Source organism: Neorhizobium sp. NCHU2750 (assembly GCF_003597675.1).
Classification (GTDB): Bacteria; Pseudomonadota; Alphaproteobacteria; order Rhizobiales; family Rhizobiaceae; genus Neorhizobium.
The window spans coordinates 691,130-712,877 of the sequence record NZ_CP030827.1; the positions used below are offsets into that span (position 1 = coordinate 691,130).

Below are 21,748 nucleotides of genomic sequence, written 5' to 3' on the forward strand. Positions count from 1 at the left end.
CACTTGTCTCAATACGGTGCCTCGACCTTGCCCATGCCCACATAGACCGTCTTCAGCTCCGAATAATGCTCCAGTGCCGCCAGCGAGTTTTCCCGTCCGAAGCCGGATTGTTTCGAGCCGCCGAAGGGGATTTCAACCGGGCAGAGATTGTAGGTGTTGATCCACAAAGTCCCGGCTTCCAGTTGATCCACCACCCGGTGCCCGCGCGTGAGGTCTGCGGTGAACACGCCGGCCGACAGGCCGAATTCGGTGGCATTGGCCCGCGCGATGACTTCCTCTTCATCGTCGAAATCGAGCACGCACATGACCGGCCCGAAGATCTCTTCGCGCGCGATGGTCATCTCGTCGGTCACGTCGGAAAACACGGTCGGCTGGATGTAGTAGCCTTCGCCCGTTACATCGTTCGGAATGCCACCGCCGGTCAGAAGCGTCGCACCTTCCGCCTTGCCCTTGTCGATATAGCTCATCACCTTCTGGCGCTGGTCGAAGGAGATCAACGGCCCCATCTGGGTCTCTTCGTTCATCGGCTCGCCGATGACGATCTTTTCCGTCCGTTCCTTCAGCTGCGACAGGAACTGATCCTTGACTTTCCGCTGTACAAACACGCGGGTACCGTTGGAGCAGACCTGTCCGGTCGAGTAGAAATTGCCGAGCATCGCCCCGCCGATGGCACTGTCGATATCCGCATCGTCGAACACGATCAGCGGCGACTTGCCGCCAAGTTCCATCGTCACATGCTTGAGGCTACCGGCCGCTGCTGCCGCCACCTTGCGGCCGGTCGGCACCGAGCCGGTGAGCGAAACCTTGGCGACATCCGGATGGTTGACGAGCAGCGGCCCGGTCGTCCGGTCACCCTGGATGACATTGTAGAGCCCCTTCGGCAGGCCCGCCTCGATCAGGATTTCGGCGATCTTCAAAGCGCCAAGCGGCGTGTTTTCCGATGGCTTGAACACCATCGCATTGCCGGCCGCGAGTGCCGGCGCACCCTTCCAGCAGGCGATCTGTTGCGGATAGTTCCACGCGCCGATGCCGACGCAGACACCGAGCGGCACCCGCTTAGTATAGGCAAAATCACCGCCGAGCGGGATATAGCTGCCATTCATGCCTGCCGCGATCACGCTGCCGAAGAATTCGAAACTGTCGGCGCCTGAGGTCGGGTCGGCGACGATCGTTTCCTGGATCGGCTTGCCGGTATCGAGCGTTTCGAGTTCCGAAAGCTCGCGGTTGCGTTGGCGCATAATCTCGGCGGCCCGCTTCAGGATACGGCCGCGCGCGGTCGGGCTCATCGCCGCCCATTCCGGCTGGGCGCGCTTTGCCGCCGCGATCGCCTTCTCGACGATCGCGGGCGTTGCCGCATGCAGCCTTGCAATCACCTCGCCGGTGGCTGGGTAAAGGCTCTCGATGACGCTGCCATCGGTGTCTTCCACATACTCGCCATCGATGAAGTGGCTGGCTTTCGGCTGTGCTTTCATTATCACTCTCCGTCCTCACTCCCCACGCGGGTAGCGCTTGGACTCTTCCAGATTGTCGAGGTTCATGTGGTTGCGCATGTAGCGCTCTGATGCTCGTTGCAAGGGCTGGTGGTCCCAGGGGTAATAGGCGCCGTTCCTCAACGCCTCATAGACCACCCAGCGCCGCGCCTGGCTTTCGCGCACGGCTGCGTCGAAAGCGGCCATGTCCCACTTGGCATCCCGCTTGGCGCGGAACCCTGCCAGAACCTCCGCATGGGCGGGGTCGCCTGCAAGGTTGGTCAATTCTTGTGGATCGGCGTCGAGATCGAAAAGCTGCTCCGGATCGAGCTCGCAATGGACATATTTCCACTTGCCCTCGCGAATGCCGACCAGCGGCGCATAGGAGGCTTCGGCGGCATATTCCATCAGCACCGGCGTGGTGCGCGGTGCCCCGTCGATCACCGGCTTCAAGCTCTCGCCATCCGTCCAGGGGCCGATCTCGCCCATGGAGATCCCGGCGAGATCGCAGAGCGTCGGGGTGACGTCGAGATTGGAAACCGGTGCCGTGTGCAGGGCAGGGGTGACGCCCGGTCCCGCCACCATCAGCGGCACCCGCGCCGAGCCCTCGAAGAAGTTCATCTTGAACCACAGCCCGCGCTCGCCCAGCATGTCGCCATGGTCGGAACAGAACAGGATGAACGTGTTGTCGAGCATCCGCGTGCGGGTCAGCGTATCGATCAGCTCGCCGACCTTTTCGTCGATATAGGAGATATTGGCGAAATAGGCCTGCCGCGAGCGGCGCACATTCTCTTCCGTAATATCGAAGCTCGCATAATCGCAGGATTTGAGGATACGCGCAGAATGCGGATCCTGGCTTTCAAGCATGCCGATCTCCGGCATCAGGTGCTCGCAGTCGTCATAAAAATCCCAGAACTTCTTGCGTGCCACATAGGGGTCGTGCGGATGGGTAAACGATACCGTCAGCGCCCATGGGCGGCGATCCTCGTCGTCGTTCTCGCGCGAGAGATGATAGAGCTTCTGGTTGGCAAGGAAGGCGACTTCGTCGTCATATTCCATCTGGTTGGAAATTTCGGCCACACCGGCGCCGGTCACCGAACCCATATTGTGATACCACCAGTCGATCCGCTCGCCCGGCTTGCGATAATCCGGCGTCCAGCCAAAATCGGCTGGATAGATATCGGTGGTCAACCGTTCCTCGAACCCATGCAACTGGTCCGGCCCGACGAAATGCATCTTGCCCGACAGCGCGGTGTAATAGCCGGCGCGGCGCAGGTGATGCGCATAGGTCGGGATCGAAGAGACATATTCGGCGGCATTGTCATAGACCCGCGTTCGGCTCGGCAATTGCCCGGCCATGAACGAGGCGCGCGCCGGCGCACAGAGCGGCGAGGACGTGTAATTGTTGGCAAACCGCGCCGAACGGGCGGCAAGCGCCTTGAGGTTCTGCGCATGCAGCCAGTCCGCCGGGCCATCGGGAAACAAGGTCCCGTTCAACTGATCGACCATGATGATGAGGATATTCGGACGGGGCATGATCGCGGCGGGCTCTCTGGATGCGGGAAATCGGCACAGTCAACGAGTTATTTTTGATCGCGCTTTCAATCAAGCGGCGATTGCGAACCGGGCTGTCTCAAAAGCGTAGATGCTTGCCGGTTGTAACACCTGGTGGTACATTGGGCCATGGAGGGCGACGATGATCGCAGGCTTCCGGGATACCTGGCTTGAGGATTTCTTCGTCTCCGACATCCGGAGCAAGAAGATATCCGCGGACATCGAGGATCGCCTGTTTCGTAAGTTGCAGATGATCGATGATGCGAGGACGGATCGGGACCTTCGGGTGCCGCCCAGCAATCACTTTGAAAAGTTGCGGGGCTCGCTTGAAGGCTTTTGTTCCATCCGGGTGAACCGGCAGTGGCGCTTGATCTTCCGTTGGGATGGTTCGGTGGGCGAGGCAAGCGAACTTTATCTCGACGACCATAGCTATCGATAGGTGCAGCATGTTGATGACAAAGCGAAAGCCGGCCGGCATCGGTGAAATTCTGGTGGAAGAATTCATGCAGCCGATGGGGCTCACCCAGGCGACCTTGGCCGAGGCGATGGGCGTGCCGCGCAAGCATGTCAACGAGCTTTGCAATGATCGCCGCACGGTAACCGTGCCGACGGCGCTCATTCTGGCCCGCGTCTTCGGCAACAGCCCGGATTTCTGGCTCAACATCCAGCGCCGCAGCGATCTCTGGTTGGCCATGAACGACCCGAAGGAACTGCAGCGTATCGAACGGGCCCGCCCCCTGAACGACGCGGCCTGAGGCGACGCTGAAAAGGAGCGCCCGCTATGAACCCGACCGCGCCCGATAGTTTTCCGATGGTCACCTGACGACCTCGTTCGGACCATGGTCAGGCCCGCGCCATGACCCCAAAAACTCTGGAAATTGCCAGTTAATACATTGATTTTTAAGCAAATACATAGTGCGCGTCATAAAACCTTCATGCAACTTTCATAGACGGGAAACGGATTGTTGACGGGTGGCGGTTGAAGCTGCGCCCAGTCAAATTTTAGGCCCCGGCGGAAAACGGCTCGGGATTGAGTGCAGTGGAGTAATGCGTATGTCGTCTGCCGCCCTTCTGGAGCCGGATGTTGTCCGGCGTTATGCAGGCGATCAGCTCGTGTCCCTCGGAAAACTGGTTCTGGAAAACGCCTTCCAGCCGATTGTCGAAATGGCGACGGGCACGGTGTTCGGCTACGAGTCTCTGCTGCGCGGCCATGAGCGGATCGGCTTTTCCTCGCCGCCGGAACTGCTGGACGAGGCGCAGAAGGCGGGCCAGCTCTTGGCACTCGAACAGACCATGTCCGGGCGAGCGCTGGCGAAATTTGCCACGCTGCCGGATTATTCTTCGACGACGCTTTTCCTCAATCTCGATGTGCGGCTGATCCGTGAGGGGCACGAGTTTCTCGAAAAGGTGCTGCATCACCTGCGTGCCGCCCGCATTGCGCCTTCGTCCGTCTGCTTCGAATTCTCCGAGCGTTTCGACAATACCAGCGTGCCGGAATTCGCTGATCTGGTGGCCGAGATGCGCAAGGCCGGTTTCAAGCTGGCGATCGACGATTTCGGCGTCGGTCATGGCGAGATGAAGCTGCTCTGTGATTTCCCCGTCGACTATCTCAAGATCGACCGCCACTTCATCTGCGATATCGACGGCAACCCGCGCAAACGCCATCTGGTCAAGAATATCGTCAATATCGCCCACACGCTCGGCATCAGGGTGATCGCCGAAGGCATCGAGACGGAAGCCGAATTCCTCGCCTGCCGCGAATATGGCGTTGACCTCGTCCAAGGTTATTTCATCGCCCGCCCGACGACATTCCTGACGGAGCTGCAGCCGGCTTTCCCGCATCTTGCCGATATCGGCCGTTCCAAGCGCTCCAGCCAGTCGCTCGATGAAATCCTCATCCGCAAGCAGATCGAGAAACTGCCGTCGGTCTACGAGAACGAGAGCATCGATTCCGTCTTCGAGCTTTTCCGCCATAACCCGCGTCAGGCCTTCTTTCCGGTTCTGAACGCCAATGGCGAACCGCGCGGCGTTATCAACGAATATCATCTGAAGGAATTCATCTATCAGCCCTTCGGCCGCGACCTGTTGAAGAACAAGGTCTATGAGCGCACCATCGCCCATTTCGTCGAACGCGCTCCGATTATCGGCCTGGATGCCGAGGCGGAAGAACTGATGAGCCTGTTCGCCAACATGGAAAACAGTGCCTGCGTCATCCTCACCGAAAACATGCGCTATGCCGGCGTTGTCTCGGCCGCCTCGCTGATCAAGGTGGTCAACGAGAAGCAGCTGAAGATCGCCCAGGACCAGAACCCGCTGACCAGCCTGCCGGGCAACCGCGCCGTGCGCGACTTCATGCAAGAGGCAGGTCGCGACGACGACGAGACGCGCTTCTTCTGCTATTGCGATTTCGACAATTTCAAGCCGTTCAACGATCATTACGGCTTCCAGAAGGGCGACCATGCGATCTCGCTGTTTGCCGCGCTGATGAACCGCTATTTCTTCTCCGAAGATGACTTCCTCGGCCATATCGGCGGTGACGACTTCTTTATCGGTGTGCGCGACTGGACGCGCGAAGAACTGAACGAAATCCTCGAACGGCTGCTCTCCGATTTCCACGGAGACGTGATCGAGCTCTATTCGGAAGAAGAGCGCGCCTGCGGCCGCATCCGCGGTCATGACCGTTCCGGGTTCGAGCGTGACTTTCCGCTGCTGCGCTGTTCGATCGGCGTACTGGAATTGCCCAAGGGCCTTCTTCTCGACGATATCGGCCGCATCAGTGTCGAGATCGCCGCGGTCAAGGCGGCGGCCAAGGACAGCAGCAAGGGGCAGGCGAGGCCGGATGATGGCGGACTGGTCTTCTCCGTCTTCGGTGAGACAAAGTGACCGCCCGGACAGTCCACCCGCCCGCGCTACGCGATCGGCCGGACAATGTGATCGGATTGTTCAAGGTGATGCCTTTCTAACATCGGGAACCTGTCCTAAGTCAGTCACCTCATGCTGACAGGAGTTCTCCATGCCTATGTCCCCAAGGCCTCTTCCGACAGAGATGCGTTTCGTTGACCTGCCCACCTTCGGCGCCCCCGAAGTGATGACCCTTTCGCGCGGGCCTCTGCCGGTCGCGAGACTCGGTGAAATTCTGGTCAGGGTCGAGGCCGCGGGCGTCAATCGCCCGGATGTCGCCCAGCGTCAGGGCATCTATCCGCCGCCGAAAGAGGCAAGTCCGATCCTCGGGCTGGAAATTGCCGGCGAGGTCGTGGCGCTTGGTGATGGCGTGACAGGCTTCAATATCGGCGACAAGGTCTGCGGGCTGGCCAATGGCGGCGGCTATGCGGAATATTGCGTCCTGCCGGCCGGTCAGGCGCTTTTCTGGCCCAAGGGCTATGATGCGGTGAAGGCTGCCGCATTGCCGGAAACCTTCTTCACCGTCTGGGCCAACCTGTTCCAGATGGCAGCGCTCACCGAAGGCGAGAGCGTCCTCATCCATGGCGGATCGAGCGGTATCGGCACGACGGCGATCCAGCTTGCCCGCGCCTTCGGTGCCACCGTCTATGCGACTGCGGGCTCCAAGGAAAAATGCGACGCCTGCGAAAAGCTCGGTGCCAGGCGCGCCATAAATTACAAAACGGAGGATTTCGCCGAGGTCATCAAGGCCGAGACGGAAGGGCAGGGCGTCGATATCGTGCTCGATATGATCGGTGCCGCCTATTTCGACAAGAACCTGTCGGTGCTCGCCAAGGATGGCTGCCTGTCGATCATCGCCTTCCTCGGTGGCAATGTCGCCGAGAAGGCCAATCTTACGCCGATCATGGTCAAGCGCCTGACGGTGACCGGCTCGACCATGCGCCCGCGCACCGCAGACGAAAAACGCGCCATCCGCGACGATCTGCTGGCCGAGGCCTGGCCGCTGTTGGAAGAGGGTAAGGTCGCCCCGGTCATCCATTCCGTCATGGATTTCGAAGATGTCGTCGAGGCCCATAAACTGATGGAAACCAGCAGCCATGTCGGCAAAATCGTGATGAAACTGGGCTGAAAATCGCGTCTCTGAAGAATCTCACCGTCTTCAGGCTGGCGAATGTTAAGGCGAGGCCGGTAATTTTGCAACGCACATATATCGGCAGTGCGTTACATAACTTGCCTTGCAAGTCATGCGTTTGGCTCCTACCTTTTACTCATCGTCAACGTAGTGAAAGGAAGGTGATCCAATGTCTAATGAGATTTCGGTCTGTGTAACGGGCAATGGAAAGGTGGCGGTTTTGACGGGGCAGCCCTCGGCCTGAACCTCATCTTCCTTCGGACTGTCGTGAGACGGGCCGGGTTCGTTCAACCGGACCAGATTTCATGGAAGGGTCGCCTTGGCGGCCCTTTTTCCTTTTGCGGGCGAGGCCCGAAAGCCGCTGGCATCGACCATTGTGGCCTGCAGCATTCATGCATGTTTTTTCGGCGTAATCCCTTTATTGATGCTCATTTATGATGCGTTCGCTTTGATCGAGATCAGAAAATACCCTGCTCATTCGGCATGGGTGTGCTGCCGATCCAATGCTACCGGCAATCGGTCCCCAGGCCTATAACCTAGTCATCGAAGCAAGAGGGCGCCACCAGCCGGCCGCCGCTTCGAAAGCCCAGGAAAGGGGGACCATCATGAACGTAACCCGCACTCTCAAGAATTGGCGCAACTACCGTCGGACGGTTGCCGAACTGGAGCGTATGACGACACGCGAGCTCGCCGACCTCGGGATCAACCCGTATGAGATCCGCAGTTTCGCCAAGACGGCCAATGGCCTCTGATTGAAAAATAGGCATACTCTCCGATGAAAACGCCCGCCATGCCGCGGGCGTTTTGCTTATGCGTTCTGCACTGCGAAATCGGATATCGGACCGCCGCGGCTTTCCCGGTCAGGAATAGCAATTGATCGCCTGCAACGCCGAGCGAATCTGAAAGATGGCGCTGTGCTTTAAAGCGAGGCCCCGACCAGGTCGGGCAAGGAGCCGGGCAGGGCCGGGCGACGAAAAAGCCACGATAAACGGCTGCCTTACCGATTTCATAAGCATTTCCCGTGCAAGTCTTCCGCGAACCGGTTATGAGACCGCCACCCGTTTTTCGGTAAGTGAAGACTTCCAGAGCCAGGACTGACCATGCAAAATCCCGTTACCGTCGAAGTGACCCGTGGCAAACTCGTCGAAAGCCGGCATCGGGGATTGGGCGTCGTGGTTGATGGTGCCGGCAAGACCGTCTTTTCCTTCGGCGATGCCGATGCCGGCGTGTTCCCGCGCTCCTCCTGCAAGGCGATGCAGGCGCTGCCGCTCGTCGAAAGCGGTGCTGCCGACGCCTATGGCTTCGGGAATGCCGAGCTCGCCTTTTCCTGCGCCTCCCATTCCGGCGAGGATCGCCATGTCGAGATGGCGAAATCCATGCTGGCGAAGGCCGGTCGCGATGTCTCGGCGCTCGAATGCGGTGCCCACTGGTCGTCGGAACAGTCGGTGCTCATCCATCAGGCCCGCACCATCGACAGGCCGACCGCGCTTCACAACAACTGTTCCGGCAAACATTCCGGCTTCATCTGCGCTTGCGTCCATTCCGGCACGCCGGTCGAAAACTATGTCGGCTATGACCATCCGCTGCAGCGCGAGATCTGCGATGTGATGGGCAGCCTCACCGGCGCGATACTGGGCGAGGACAATTGCGGCACCGATGGCTGTTCGATCCCGACCTATGCCGTGCCGCTGCGAGGCCTCGCCCATGGTTTTGCGAAAATGCTGACTGGCGAAGGCCTGTCTGCCTCGCGTGCGAAAGCCTCGCGCCGGCTGATCGATGCCTGCATGGCCGAGCCCTTCTATGTCGCCGGCACCGGCCGCGCCTGCACGAAACTGATGGAGCTCGCGCCCGGCAAGATCTTTGCCAAGACTGGCGCCGAAGGCGTGTTCGTCGCAGCCCTTCCCGACCAGGGGCTCGCCATGGCGGTCAAATGCGAGGATGGTACCACCCGTGCCGCCGAGGCGATGATCTTCGCCCTGATTGCCCGCTATTTCGAAAAGGGCGGCGAGATCGAGACGAAGCTGATGGCCATGGCTAACCGCCAGATGAAGAACTGGAACGGGATCCATGTCGGCGATGTACGCGTCACCGACGCGATGTTCGCCTGATCGTCATTCTTTTTCATAGCAAGGGCTTTTTCGATGCTGACACTCTACATCACTCCCGGCACCTGCTCGCGCGCCAGCCATATCGCGCTGGCCGAATCCGGACTGCCTTACGCCGTCTCGCGCATCAGCTTCGCCGATGGCGGCCAGCGCTCGGAAAGCTACCTGAAGATCAACCCGAAAGGTCGCGTGCCGGCTCTTGTTACCGACAAGGGCGTGCTGACGGAAACGGTGGCACTGCTTGCCTATATCGCCAGCCTCGTGCCGGAAAAGCATCTGGCGCCGCTTGCCGATCCCTTCCTGTTTGCGAAGATGCAGGCCTTCAACGCCTATCTGGCCTCGACCGTCCACATCAACCATGCCCATGGCCGGCGCGGCGCCCGCTGGGCCGATGACGAGACTTCGCATGCCGACATGATCCGCAAGGTGCCGCAGACCATGCGTGATGCCTTCGTGCTGATCGAAAACGGTTTCCTCGAAGGACCCTATGTGCTGGGCGAAACCTATTCGGTGGCCGACGCCTATCTGTTCGTGATGGCCGGCTGGCTCGAAAGCGATCATGTCGATATCGCCGAATTCCCGCGCGTCCATGCCCATTACAGGATGATGCTGGAACGCCCCGCGGTGCAGCGGGCACTGGCCGAGGAGAAGGAGGCGGCCTGAGGGCCGCCCTGCATAACTATCAAGCCGGTTCGGCGTTGCGCTTGGCCCACATCGACTGGTAGGCCGGGCGGTGGGTGCAGGCCTCGTACCAGGCCTTCAGCGACGGGCGGGCATCGAAGAGCGGATGATAGCCGCGCGCATAGCGCAGGATCTCGATGACGTTGATATCGGCGGCGGTAAAGCGGTCACCGACCATGTAATGCGTCGTCACCAGATGCTTTTCCAGGACGTCGAACGGACGCACGAGGGCCGCAGCCGCATCGTCGATCGCAGCGATCCCTTCCGGCGTATCGCCCTTGGTCGACTGGATCTTCAATGCCGGCGTCTCGATGCTGGTTGCCGCAAACAGCGCCCACTGCACCATCTGCGCCGCTTCCTCGATATTCTTCGGGCCGAGATCGCCGCCATATTTGCGGGCGAGATAGATCGAGATGGCGAGCGATTCATGCAGCACGAACCCGTCGTCGTCGATGGACGGGATCGAGCCCATCGGGTTGACCGCCAGGAACTCGTCCGAGCGCGTATGCACCGGGCAGCCGGGAGCCGAAGTATCGGGCAGGCGATAGGCTTGGATGATCGGAATATGCTCGAAGGGCAGGCCGATTTCCTCGACGAGCCAGAGCGGCCGTGTCGCGCGCGAACGATAAACCCCGTAGATCTTCAGCATGGCAGTCTCCATTGATTTCGTCGCGAAGCTAAACAGGTTCCGTGACGAACGGAAGATCAACCGCCATTGGACGACCATCAAAGTTTTCGATAGGATTTAATCGTGTCGGACGATCTAAAGGAGAACACCCATGCGCACCACGCAGTCGCTCAGCATCACCCTTCCGATCGAAATGGCCGAGATGGTCAAGGCCAAGGTCGCCTCCGGTGAATATGCCTCCGAAAGCGAAGTCATCCGCGAAGGCCTGCGCACCCTGCTCGCCCGCGATGCGGCGATCGAGAAATGGCTGGTGGAGGAGGTCGTGCCGACGATGAAAGAGATGGAGGAACACCCGGAGCGGCTGCTTACGCCGGAAGAGGTCGATAGAAGGCTTGATGCCAGAATGGCCGTACTTGTCGCGGAGCGGCGAAAGTCATGAGTTACAAGGTCGTCTTCTCGCCTGCTGCAAGTGATGACCTGGAAGATCTTTATATTTACCTCGCGATCGAAATGGGAATTGAGCCCGCCCGAGAATATGTCGGGAAAATCAAAGCCTATTGCCTGGGCTTTTCGACCTTCCCGCAGCGCGGTGTCTTGCGAGACGACATATGGTACGGCCTGCGCCTTGTCGGATATCGGCGACGGGCCACGATTGCCTTTCAGGTCAGAGGCGATGTTGTTCGTATCCTTCGCATCTACCACCGCGGCCGCGATATCGATCCCGATGACTATTCTTCAGGATCCGAATCCTAACTCACCCGGTTGTTCTCGATCGTCAGATGGCCGAACGCCTGCGCCCCTGCCTTCGCAAGGTCCCCGGTCGCCGCATCGCGCCAGCGATAGCCGATAATGCCGCCGCGCGTTGCCGACTGAAAGATGTTGTTGGCGATGATCACATCGCCCGAACCCTCCACCACCGTCACCGCGCAGCCGACGCCCGCCTGGCGGATGATATTGCCGGTCGCCGTCACATTGCGCAGATAGGGTCCAAAGCCGAGCGCCAGCCCGGCATAGGGCGCATTCTCGATCACATTGCCGCTCACTGCCGTATCCGCTTCCGCACTGATGCCGACACCGAAGATCGGATCGTCCACCGTATAGGGGCCGGAAAGGCGCAGATTGCGGACGATATTGCCGGCAACCGTCGCCAGCCGTCCTCCCGCGTTGAAATTGACGACCGATATCCCGTTTGCCGCGCCGTCGACGAGATTGCCGGAAATCACCGCGCCTTCGAAGGAAAATTCCGCATAGATCGCCGTCTCGCCCGAGGCGATGCAGTGGTTGTCGGTAATGATGGCATTGGAGGCACTGTTGGCACGGATGGCGGAAAAGGCGCTCTCCGAAACTTGGTTGCCCGATACGGTCACGTCGTCGGCGCGATAGAGATTGATCGCATTGCCATATTGGCCGGTGCCGCCGGAGGAGGCGCCTGTGCTGGATATGCGGTTGCCGGACACGATCGTCCCGTCATGGCCCTTCTCCCAGCGATGGATGAGGATGCCGCCATCGCCGCAAGCCGAGACGATGTTATTCGCAACCGACAGGCTGCTGCTCTGAACTGCATAGAGCGCATAGTCTTTGGCACGCAGGATATGGCATCGCTCGATCCGCCCGCCGCATCCTTCAAGCCGCAATCCGCTTGCGCCCGAATTCGTCACTTCGCAGTCCTCGATCGCAAGGTTCGCGACGTTGCGAAACTGGATAAGTCCCGCCGTGTCTCCGGCAATCGGTCGATTGACACCGTCGAACACTAGCCCGGCCAGCACGGTGCGCTGCACGTCGCGGGCCTCAAGCAGCGGTTCGGATCCCGCCTGGACGAGCCGCGACGCGCCGGCAATACCGCTCAGCCTTGCGCCGTCCGGCAGCATCAGGCCCGAGACCGGGTAGTCGCCGGGCGGCAGGAAGACGGGCAGGTTCTGCCGCGCGGCATCGGCGATCAGCCGTTCCAGCTTGCGCTGCATGGCGCTGCCGCCGCCGGGCTTCACGCCGTGGGTTCCGGCATCGATCGCCCCGCGCAGACCGGTGCCGGAAATCGCGGGCGATTGGGCATTGCCGGAACGTGGAACTGCCACGGCTACCGCCGTTCCGCAAAGGCTGGCCAGCAGCGCCCGTCTCGAAATCATCCAGTTTTCTCCCGCCTTCAATAAAAGATTTTCTATGGCAGTATCTTTGATCGGGTTGCATCATAATTCTTTGCGCGTCCGGGTAAAAACTTTGCCATCATCTGCACATCGACTGTATTCGCCTCCACTTTAAGCAAGATGAAGGGATTGTGTCCTAAGGTGCGCGGCGAAGGGGAATGAAATTCCTGGACGTTTCGGGGGCTCGGAGGCGGACAATGATAGGTCCTGCAATGATTGGCACGGCGCTGGGGACGCCGCTGCAGACGCTTGAAGATTTGACGGATCGATTGCGACGCGTCTCGCTGGAAAACGCCATCGCGCCCGAACTGACCGAGGCGCTGAAGGAACTGACCGGTCTGAGGCTTCTCGACCAGTTGGGCGATTTCATTTCGATCAAGGATCGGCAGGGCCGTTACCTTTTTACCAATCAGTCCGCTTGTCGCGTCGTCGGCATCGATGACTGTTCGGTTCTTTCCGGCAGGACCGATTTCGATTTTCTACCGCGTGCCAGCGCCGAGCAGGTCTCGGATCTGGAGCGGCAGGTGGTCGAAACCGGCTCTCCCATCGAGAAGAGGGAGGAGCGGCTGGCCTTCAACGATGGCCGGATGCTCTGGCTTTCCATCTCCAAGACCGCGTTGCGGAATGGCGCCGGGGATATTGTCGGCATCGTCACCGTCGCGCGCGACATTACCGAGCGCAAGCGGCAGGAACAGTTGCGCCATGGCCATGCCCGCTTGTTGGAAATGATCGCCCGCGGCCAGCCCCTGACGGCGGTCCTCGATGCGCTTGTGCTTCTTGTCGAGGCGCAACTGAGCGACATCAGGGGTGCAGTCATGCTGCTGGAAGAGGGCGGAACGCACCTGACGGGCGGCATTGCCCCAAGTCTGCCCCCCGCCTATGTCGCATTGATTGATGGTATCGAGATCGGAGCCTCGCGAGGCTCCTGTGGCACGGCGGCATGGCGCCGCGAGGCTGTTCTTGTCGAGGATGTCCAGAGCAACCCGCTCTGGGAGGATTTTCGCGAACTCGGCACGCTGTTCGGCTTCCGCTCCTGCTGGTCCACGCCGATCATCGGTGCCGAAGCGCATGTGCTTGGCACATTCGCGCTCTATTCGTCGTCGGTCCGTGCGCCGACGGCGCCGGAACTGGAACTGATGAACATGGCGACCGACCTTGCCGGCATCGCCATCGAGCGCGCCGAGAGCGAGCGCCGCATCCGCCATCTGGCGCATCATGATCCGCTGACGGGCCTGCCCAACCGGACGCTGTTCTGGAGCCAGTTCAATCGCAGCCTGCACGAGGCCAGACGGGAAAACCGCAAGGTCACCGTGGCCTATATCGACCTCGATAATTTCAAGTCGATCAACGATACGCTCGGTCACGCAGCCGGCGATCACGTTCTCAAGGTGCTGGCCGACCGCATGGCGCGCTGCATCCGCGCCAGCGATCTCATCGTCCGGCTGGGCGGTGACGAATTCGCCATCGTCTTCTCTAATCCCGATGGTGACAGGAGCGGCGTGCTGCGCCGGCTGGACAAGCTGCGTGGCGTGATTGCCGAGCCCGTCTGGGCAGAGGGAACGAGCGTCGAGGCGACCTGCAGCATGGGCGTCGCCTTCTATCCGGAGGACGGCGAGCTTGCCGAGGATCTGCTCGCCAGCGCCGATCACGCCATGTACGAATCGAAGGAACTGGGGCGCGATCGGCTGACCGTCTGCGCCTGAAGGTCTACGATGCCGTGGCGAGGCTGCGCATAGCGGCAGCCCCTTGCGACTTTTCGCTGGGATAGGTCTCCTCGAACTTGCTGACGAACTTGTCGAACAGCACGGCGAAGGCGGCAAGGTCGTCCTCGCCCCAGCCGTCCAGCATTTCGGCCAGAAGGCGCCTCTTGGTCTCCTCGAACTTACCCATCAGCTCGTCGCCGAGTTCGGTGCGCACGACGATCGAGCGGCGCCCATCGGCTTGCGAGGCGGCGCGTCGCAATATCCCTTGTGCCACCAGTTCGGCCACGATCCGGCTGCCGCGCGAAGGGTCGAGCCGCATCACGTCGGCGATCGCTCCCACCGTCACCTCGCCGTCGATCCGGCTCATCGCCCTCAAGGCATCGAGATGCGAAATCTCCAGGCTCGGTGCGAGACTGTCGACCAGCGTGCGGCTGATGACCCGCCGGCCGATCATCAGGCGCATTCGTCCCATGACCTCGCTGATATGGTCTATATCAGCGGCAGCTTTGGCGGAACGGGTCTCGGAAATCGTCTGTGTCATGACGAACGACAATAGCAGAGCTATCGGCACGGGCAAGAATTATATGCCGTAAACATTGGAGTGCGATTGACAATTATATGCTGAAGGCACATAAGTTCGTCTTCACATTGGATTTGTCATGACCCCTCCCACGCCTCCCGTCGTACCGCTGGTTTCCGATCCCCGCCAGCGGCTCATCGTCTTCTGCTTCCTGATGGCGGCCTTGTTCATGGCGACGCTCGACAACCAGATCGTCGCGACCGCGCTTCCGACCATTGTCGGCGAATTCGGCCAGATGGAGCGTTTCGGCTGGGTCAGTTCCGCCTTCCTCTTGGCGACGAGCTCCGTCATGCCGATCTACGGCAAGCTCGGTGATCTCTTCGGCCGCAAATATGTCATGCTGGCGGCGATCATCATCTTCACGCTCGGCTCGCTGGCCTGCGGCTTTGCCTGGTCGATGGACAGCCTGATTGCCGCGCGTGTCCTCCAGGGGCTGGGCGGCGGCGGCATCATGGTGTCGATCTTCTCCATCAATGCCGATCTCTTCGAGCCGCGCGAACGCGCCAAGTACCAGAGCTACTCCAGCCTGATGATCATGGCTTCGGGCAGCCTCGGGCCGGTGCTCGGCGGCACGCTCAGCGATCTGTTCGGCTGGCGCTCGATCTTCCTCATCAACCTGCCGCTCGGCGTCATCGTCGTCGGTGGCCTGATCGCCATGCTGCCCTATCGCCGCCCGACCCGCCGCCCGAAGATCGATTATGTCGGCGCCGTCGTGCTGGCCACGACGATCACCTGCCTCGTCGCCTTTGCCGACAGCCGCCAGATCTTCGGTTCGCTCGTAGCGACGGCCTCACTCGCGCTTCTGGCAGGCGGCATCGTCTGCGCCTCGATCTGGGTCTTCGTCGAAAGCCGCGTGCCCGAACCCATCGTGCCGCTCAAGCTGTTCCGCGATTCGACCTTCCCGCTCTACCTCATCGTCTCGCTCTGCTCCGGCGCCGTCGGCATTGGCCTCGTCAACTATTATGCGCTCTTCCTGCAGACCACGACCGGCCTGTCGCCCTCGGTCGCCGGCCTGTTCTTCATCGCGCTGACCGGCGGCATCGTCACCGGCTCGATCTCGGCCGGCCGCCTGATCTCGATCACCGGCCGCTACAAGCCCTTCACCGTCATGGGGCTGGCGATGAGCTGCGTCATGCTCTTCTGCTTCTCGCGGGTCGGTCACGACGTTTCGCTCTATGTCGTGGCGACGATCATGTTCCTGCAGGGGCTCTCGGTCGGCTTCGGCCAGCAGGCGCCGATCATCGGCGTGCAGAATTCCGTGCCGCGCGGCGATATCGGTGCCGCAACCGGCGCCGTGACGCTGATGCGCATGGGCGGCGCCTCGATCGCGATTTCGCTCTACGGCGCCATCATCGGCACCGCGGTCAAGGCATCGCATGTCTCGATCCCCGGCCTTGCCGATATCGAGACGCTGACGCCGAAAATCCTGGCAGGCCTGCCGGAAGCGTCCCGGCAGACCGTTGCCGTGGTCTATCACGATGCGTTCTCGCCGCTCTTCGTGACGGCTGCGGCAATCACCGTCATAGGCCTCATCGCCGGCCTCTGCCTGAAGCCGGTCCGGCTTCCGGTGGCAGAAACAGCGCCCGCTACAAAGCCGGAAAAGGCCGCCGCCTGACATCTCGAAACTTCGGGTTTGACGCCTATCTTGTAAGGCATGAAACCCGAAGCCCTGCTTCATCCGACCCCCGCCGGGCTTTATTGCCCCATCGGTAATTTCCACGTCGATCCCGTGCGCCCCGTCGGGCGGGCGCTGATCACCCATGGCCATTCCGACCATGCGCGCTCCGGCCATGGCAGCGTGCTGGCCACCCGCCAGACGCTCGACATCATGGCGATCCGCTACGGCGAGGATTTCGCCGGCGCGCGGCAGGCGGCCGGATGGGGCGAGGAGATCATTATCGATGGCGTCAAGGTCATGTTCAGGCCTGCCGGCCATGTGCTCGGCTCCGCCCAGATCCTCATCGAGAAGGACGGAATGCGCATCGTCGTCTCCGGCGATTACAAGCGCGGCATCGATCCGACCTGCGATCCCTTCGAGCCGGTCGCCTGCGATGTCTTCATCACCGAGGCGACCTTCGGCCTGCCGGTCTTCCACCACCCCGACCCGAAGACCGAGATCGAAAAGCTGTTCACCTCGCTGAAACAGTTTCCCGAGCGTAGTCATCTCGTCGGCGCCTATGCGCTGGGAAAGGCGCAGCGCGTCATCAGGCTGATCCGCGACAATGGCTATTCGGAACCGATCTATATCCATGGCGCGCTCTCAAGGCTCTGCGATTATTATCAGGAAGAGGGCATCGCGCTCGGCGACATAAGGCCGGCGACGATCGAGAAAAGCAGGCCTGCGGAATTTGCCGGTGCCGTCGTCGTCGGCCCGCCCTCGGCCTTCCAGGATCGTTGGGCCCGGCGTTTCAACGAGCCGCTGATCGCCTTCGCCTCCGGCTGGATGATGGTCCGCCAGCGGGCCAAACAGGGCGGTGTCGAACTGCCGCTCGTCGTCTCCGACCATTGCGACTGGCCCGAACTTCTCGCCACCATCGAGGAAATCGCCCCGCAGGAGGTCTGGGTCACCCACGGTCGGGAGGAGGCGCTGGTACGCTGGTGCGAACTGAAAGGCATCCCCGCCCGCCCGCTGCATCTCGTCGGCTATGAGGATGAGGGGGATTGATGATGGCTTGTCGTCCGAATACCCCCTCTGGCCTTCCGGCCATCTCCCCCACAAGGGGGGAGAAGACCCGTGGCGCCGGCCTGCCCAAATTGTGCTGCGGCGGCTGCGGCTGGGTTAAGCCCTCCCCCTTGTGGGGAGGGTGGGGAGGGGTCTTTTTAACCTCTCGGCAGTCCGGCTCCCACAGCGGGATCACCGGCAGGCCAGAGGGGGACTTTGCGAGGGCGAGGACATGAAACCCTTCGCAACCCTTCTCGATCGCCTCGTCCTCACCCCCTCGCGCAACGGCAAGCTGACCCTGCTTGTCGATTATTTCCGCACCACGCCCGATCCCGACCGTGGTTATGGTCTCGCTGCCCTTGCCGGCGTGCTCGACCTCAAAAGCGTCAAGCCCGCCATGCTGCGCGAACTGGTGATGGAGCGGATGGACGAGGTGCTGTTCCGCTATTCCTATGATTATGTCGGCGATCTGGCCGAGACCATCTCGCTCGTCTGGGATGGCGGCGCCAAGGATGCCGCGGGCGACGGCACGCAGCCACGCCTGTCCGAGGTCGTCGCAAGAATGAATTCGCTCGGCCGCACCGAGGTGCGAGGTGCCGTGCGCGATCTCCTCGATCAACTCGATACGTCCGGCCGTTTCGCCTTCCTGAAACTCGCCACCGGTTCTCTCAGGATCGGCGTCTCCGCCCGCCTCGCCAAGCAGGCGCTGGCAGATATGAGCGGTAAAGAGATAACCGAGATCGAGACGCTCTGGCATGGCCTGACGCCGCCCTATGAGACGCTCTTCGCCTGGCTGGAGGGCAGGGCGGAAAAGCCGGTCCTTGCCACCCCGGCGATCTTCCATTCCGTCATGCTCGCCAACCCGGTGGAGGACGGCGATCTCGAAAAGCTCGACCCTCAAGACTACGCCGCCGAATGGAAATGGGACGGCATCCGCATCCAGATGTCGAGTTATAGTGGCACGCGAAAACTCTATTCCCGCTCCGGTGACGACATTACCGGCGCCTTCCCCGATATCGTCGAGGCGATCAATTTCGACGGCGTCATCGACGGAGAACTGCTGGTCGGCGGCACAAGGCGCAGCAACGCTCCGACCCGTACCTTCTCCGATCTGCAGCAGCGTCTGAACCGCAAGACGGTGACGGCGAAGATGATGGACGAATATCCGGCCTTCGTCCGCGCCTATGATCTTCTGTTCGAGCGCGAGGCCGATATCCGTGGCGAGGGCTTTCTCGCCCGCCGCGACCGGCTTGCAAGCGTGATCGACCGCGCCCCGCATGACCGCTTCGATCTTTCCGACCTCGTGCCTTTTTCAAACTGGGCGGAGCTCGACCGGCTGCGCATCGATCCGCCCGATCCGGTCATCGAGGGGGTGATGATCAAGAGGAAGGACAGCACCTATCAGGCCGGCCGGTTGAAAGGCCCGTGGTTCAAATGGAAGCGCGACCCTTACAATATCGATGCGGTCATGCTTTACGCCCAGCGCGGCCACGGCAAGCGGTCGAGCTATTATTCCGACTTCACCTTCGGCGTCTGGACGAAGACGCAGGAGGGCGATGTGCTCGTTCCTGTCGGCAAGGCCTATTTCGGCTTCACCGATGCCGAACTTGAAGTGCTCGACAAGTTCGTCCGCGACAACACGGTGGACCGCTTCGGCCCCGTCCGCGCCGTCAGGGCGACGCCCGATTTCGGCTTCGTGCTGGAAGTCGCCTTCGAAGGGATCGCCCGCTCCACCCGCCACAAGTCCGGTGTCGCCATGCGCTTTCCCCGCATCGCCAGATTACGCCAGGACAAGCTCCCCCGCGATGCCGACCGGCTGGAAACGCTCACCGCCATGATCGAGACGAGGGAGGCTGGCGGCTGACCAGCGTCTGATATGTCCGGTTGCACTTAAATTGTGGGTACCATCATTTTTATGCTGCCGCTGATCGTCACATCACTATGGTGCGGCCAGCGGATCAGCCTTGCATATGTTCGACATCCGCTCATCCCGCCGGTGGCGTTGTCTCGCCGCCTTGCTTTTTCAAAGCTCCGATCGCGCCTTTCGTGCACTCGCATATTTGAGAAGAACGATGACATTTCCCAATCTTTCGCTTCCCGCCCGCCCGCTTTCCATAAATTCGAACGCCGTCTCGCTGCCCCGCCACTTCTTCCTGTTCACGCCGGTCATCTTCGCCATCACCATCTTCATGATCTGGTGGCAGGCGCCCGACCTGTTGCGCGACTACCAGATCAGCCGCAATCCGGTCGTGTTGCAGGACGGTGATATCCAGGACGGCAAATGCACCACCCGCAAGGCGGTGATGACCGATTGCGAGGCAAAGCTTTCCTACACCTATCAGGGCCGCGCCTATCAGACGGAAACGCATTTCTTCTTCGTCGATATCCACACCGGCGACTACCTGACCGATCTCGTCATCTCGGCCGATCATCCGGAACTTGCGACCCTCAGCCTCGGTCTCGAAAAACTCTGGAACCGGGTGATTTCGCTGGTGATTGTCGCCGGCATTCTCGCCGTCCTGAGCCTCGCCATGGTCTTCCTGGCATTCCGCGTCTGGCGCGTGCGCGCGGCACTTCGCCGCCCGGCCGGCGTGACCCTCATCCCGGTCGATATCACCACGGTCAACAGAAGCGGCAAGCGCCAGTTCCTCACCTATGTCGACAAGCTCGCCGCCGACAGGACCAAGCGCACCGCCTATACGATGTTTTCCCGCGGCGAGGATCCGCTGGTCCTGGCCGATCCCGCCGGAAAAGCGGTCGGCATCGCCGCCCGCCACGGAAGGACGGCGCTTCCGGTTCTGCTCGATGCGGGGCTGGAAAGGATCGATCTTTCGCCGGAGGAGCGCACGGTTGCCCTTGCTTCCGTGCGTGCGGCGCAGGCCGAAACCGGCGTGATTACCCTTCAGGCGGCGGCCAGGAAACCGTTGCAATGGATGCGCGGGCTGAAAGTTCTGCTCGGCGGCATCCTTCTCGTCATCGTCGCGGGCCTCGGCTACTGGGCTTGGTACGTTACCACCGCGCCGTCGCAGTTCGACCAGATCGGCATGCAGATCAACAACATCCTGCCGAAGCCAATGAACGACTGGGGCTGCGGCGAGCTGAAAAAACGCTTCGGTAACGACAGGGCGCCCTATGGCTGTGCCGCAAGCGACTATACGAGCTGGAAATAGTTTCGGTTGCAGCGCAGGACCGCGTCACGCCCCATTGACGAACATGTGACACGGTGCATCTTACGATCTGCTAAAAGTGCCGTGTTTTGATTTGTACCCGGATGTTTCGCTAATGAAAATCACCCGTCGCACGATCCTCGCCGGCCTTACCGTCGGCGCCGCTTCGAAAAATGCCTTCGCAGCCCCTTCCTTCGTCACCCCGGACATTCCGCCACTCGATCCGCGGGACTATGCGGAGGCTCGCCGGCATTTTTCCACCGGGCTCATCAAGCACCACCCGGCGCCGGAAACGGCGCCGCCGCTCGGCACGCCACCCGGTGCGGTGCGCATCACCTATCCGGGCGGGCCGGACGGATCGATCCCACTGATCGCCTGGCATTCGCAATACGAGCCCTCACAGAAGCTCAAGCCGGCGGTTCTCTTCCTGCATGGCGGCAATGCCACCGGCGACGGCCACTGGGCGCTGATGAAGGCCTATTGGGAGGCCGGCTTCGTCGTCCTGCTGCCCTCGTTTCGCGCCGAAAACGGCCAGCCCGGCAACTATTCCGGTTTCTACGACGAAACCGCCGATGCGCTTGCCGCGGCAACCTATCTGGAAAACATGCCGGGCATCGACCGCAACCGGTTCTTCATCGCCGGCCATTCCAATGGCGGCACACTGACGCTTCTCGCTGCCATGACACGAAAGTTCCGCGCCGCCGCGCCGATTTCGGCCGGCGTCAGTGCCTGGCGCTATTTCGGCCGCTATTCCGACGAGATCTGCTTCGATCCGGAAAATCAGGACGAGTTCATCATGCGCTCGTCGGTCTGCTTCGGCAAAAGCCTGAAATGTCCCGCCTTCCTTTTCCGCGGAAACCAGGAACAGCCTTTCGATCAGGATCACCAGCTGCTGATCGATCGCGTCAGGGAAGCCGGCATCTCGATCGACCGGAAGCTTCTGCCCGGCACCCATAACGGCGTCGTACCCGGTGCCATCGGTGAGAGCATAAAGTTCTTCAACCAGTTCACCTGATGTCCCGTAA

20 protein-coding genes are annotated in these 21,748 nt (G+C 61.1%); 15 read left to right on the forward strand and 5 right to left on the reverse strand.

The genetic code is table 11. The features are described 5' to 3' along the window. Window positions 1-8: 8 nt before the first annotated feature. The gene (betB, locus tag NCHU2750_RS03390) at window positions 9-1,472 is read right to left on the reverse strand and encodes a betaine-aldehyde dehydrogenase (RefSeq protein WP_119939175.1); all 1,464 of its coding nucleotides are present in this window, start codon (window positions 1,470-1,472) and stop codon (window positions 9-11) included. A gap of 15 nt (window positions 1,473-1,487) precedes the next feature. Beyond that, window positions 1,488-3,005, reverse strand: coding sequence for a choline-sulfatase (betC, locus tag NCHU2750_RS03395; RefSeq protein ID WP_119939176.1), 1,518 nt, complete (start codon window positions 3,003-3,005; stop codon window positions 1,488-1,490). Window positions 3,006-3,165: 160 nt separating this feature from the next. Here betC and NCHU2750_RS03400 point away from each other — a divergent pair, with 160 nt between their 5' ends. The 7 genes from NCHU2750_RS03400 (at window position 3,166) to NCHU2750_RS03430 (ending at window position 9,824) form a co-directional block, all read left to right on the forward strand. Continuing rightward, entirely contained in the window at window positions 3,166-3,462 is a 297-nt protein-coding gene (locus NCHU2750_RS03400; RefSeq protein WP_119939177.1) for a type II toxin-antitoxin system RelE/ParE family toxin, read from the forward strand. Between the two features lie 7 nt (window positions 3,463-3,469). Next, on the forward strand, window positions 3,470-3,778 hold the full coding sequence (locus NCHU2750_RS03405; RefSeq protein WP_119939178.1) for a HigA family addiction module antitoxin: 309 nt from the start codon (window positions 3,470-3,472) through the stop codon (window positions 3,776-3,778). 298 nt (window positions 3,779-4,076) lie between these two features. After that, window positions 4,077-5,906, forward strand: a complete 1,830-nt coding sequence (locus tag NCHU2750_RS03410; protein ID WP_502703816.1) for a bifunctional diguanylate cyclase/phosphodiesterase — start codon at window positions 4,077-4,079, stop codon at window positions 5,904-5,906. 136 nt (window positions 5,907-6,042) lie between these two features. Next, window positions 6,043-7,053: an NAD(P)H-quinone oxidoreductase gene (locus NCHU2750_RS03415; RefSeq protein WP_502703838.1), complete on the forward strand. Its 1,011-nt coding sequence runs from the start codon at window positions 6,043-6,045 to the stop codon at window positions 7,051-7,053. A gap of 608 nt (window positions 7,054-7,661) precedes the next feature. Then, a complete protein-coding gene (locus NCHU2750_RS03420; RefSeq protein WP_119939181.1) occupies window positions 7,662-7,808 on the forward strand; it encodes a DUF1127 domain-containing protein in 147 nt (48 codons plus the stop codon). Between the two features lie 348 nt (window positions 7,809-8,156). Further along, window positions 8,157-9,164 carry an asparaginase gene (locus NCHU2750_RS03425; protein WP_119939182.1) on the forward strand — a complete coding sequence of 336 codons (1,008 nt, stop codon included), beginning with the start codon at window positions 8,157-8,159 and terminating at the stop codon, window positions 9,162-9,164. A gap of 33 nt (window positions 9,165-9,197) precedes the next feature. Continuing rightward, window positions 9,198-9,824, forward strand: coding sequence for a glutathione S-transferase family protein (locus NCHU2750_RS03430; RefSeq protein ID WP_119939183.1), 627 nt, complete (start codon window positions 9,198-9,200; stop codon window positions 9,822-9,824). 19 nt (window positions 9,825-9,843) lie between these two features. Here the strand turns inward: NCHU2750_RS03430 and NCHU2750_RS03435 are convergent, their stop codons facing one another. Then, window positions 9,844-10,491: a glutathione S-transferase family protein gene (locus NCHU2750_RS03435; protein ID WP_119939184.1), complete on the reverse strand. Its 648-nt coding sequence runs from the start codon at window positions 10,489-10,491 to the stop codon at window positions 9,844-9,846. Window positions 10,492-10,621: 130 nt separating this feature from the next. Here NCHU2750_RS03435 and NCHU2750_RS03440 point away from each other — a divergent pair, with 130 nt between their 5' ends. Then, the gene (locus tag NCHU2750_RS03440) at window positions 10,622-10,909 is read left to right on the forward strand and encodes a ribbon-helix-helix domain-containing protein (protein WP_119939185.1); all 288 of its coding nucleotides are present in this window, start codon (window positions 10,622-10,624) and stop codon (window positions 10,907-10,909) included. Further along, a complete protein-coding gene (locus NCHU2750_RS03445; protein ID WP_119939186.1) occupies window positions 10,906-11,223 on the forward strand; it encodes a type II toxin-antitoxin system RelE/ParE family toxin in 318 nt (105 codons plus the stop codon). Before NCHU2750_RS03440 ends, NCHU2750_RS03445 begins: the two co-directional genes overlap by 4 nt. Here the strand turns inward: NCHU2750_RS03445 and NCHU2750_RS03450 are convergent. Next, window positions 11,220-12,593 (reverse strand): TIGR03808 family TAT-translocated repetitive protein, encoded by a 1,374-nt coding sequence (locus tag NCHU2750_RS03450; protein ID WP_119939187.1) that lies wholly within the window; start codon window positions 12,591-12,593, stop codon window positions 11,220-11,222. The genes NCHU2750_RS03445 and NCHU2750_RS03450 overlap by 4 nt on opposite strands. Before the next feature lie 215 nt (window positions 12,594-12,808). Between NCHU2750_RS03450 and NCHU2750_RS03455 the strand changes: the two genes are divergently transcribed. Continuing rightward, entirely contained in the window at window positions 12,809-14,314 is a 1,506-nt protein-coding gene (locus NCHU2750_RS03455) for a diguanylate cyclase domain-containing protein (RefSeq protein WP_162939473.1), read from the forward strand. A gap of 4 nt (window positions 14,315-14,318) precedes the next feature. Here NCHU2750_RS03455 and NCHU2750_RS03460 read toward each other — a convergent pair whose 3' ends face one another. After that, window positions 14,319-14,855 carry a MarR family winged helix-turn-helix transcriptional regulator gene (locus tag NCHU2750_RS03460; RefSeq protein WP_119942883.1) on the reverse strand — a complete coding sequence of 179 codons (537 nt, stop codon included), beginning with the start codon at window positions 14,853-14,855 and terminating at the stop codon, window positions 14,319-14,321. 118 nt (window positions 14,856-14,973) lie between these two features. On the opposite strand from NCHU2750_RS03460, the gene NCHU2750_RS03465 reads away from it, so the two are divergent. The 5 genes from NCHU2750_RS03465 to NCHU2750_RS03485 all read left to right on the forward strand — a co-directional run bounded on the left by NCHU2750_RS03465 (window position 14,974) and on the right by NCHU2750_RS03485 (window position 21,738). After that, window positions 14,974-16,509, forward strand: a complete 1,536-nt coding sequence (locus tag NCHU2750_RS03465; protein ID WP_119939189.1) for an MDR family MFS transporter — start codon at window positions 14,974-14,976, stop codon at window positions 16,507-16,509. Between the two features lie 39 nt (window positions 16,510-16,548). Next, entirely contained in the window at window positions 16,549-17,559 is a 1,011-nt protein-coding gene (locus tag NCHU2750_RS03470; RefSeq protein ID WP_119939190.1) for a ligase-associated DNA damage response exonuclease, read from the forward strand. A 229-nt stretch (window positions 17,560-17,788) separates the two neighbouring features. Further along, window positions 17,789-19,420: a cisplatin damage response ATP-dependent DNA ligase gene (locus tag NCHU2750_RS03475; RefSeq protein ID WP_119939191.1), complete on the forward strand. Its 1,632-nt coding sequence runs from the start codon at window positions 17,789-17,791 to the stop codon at window positions 19,418-19,420. A gap of 208 nt (window positions 19,421-19,628) precedes the next feature. Further along, on the forward strand, window positions 19,629-20,726 hold the full coding sequence (locus NCHU2750_RS03480; protein ID WP_119939192.1) for a hypothetical protein: 1,098 nt from the start codon (window positions 19,629-19,631) through the stop codon (window positions 20,724-20,726). Between the two features lie 112 nt (window positions 20,727-20,838). Next, entirely contained in the window at window positions 20,839-21,738 is a 900-nt protein-coding gene (locus tag NCHU2750_RS03485; protein ID WP_119939193.1) for an alpha/beta hydrolase family protein, read from the forward strand. Window positions 21,739-21,748: the final 10 nt, after the last annotated feature.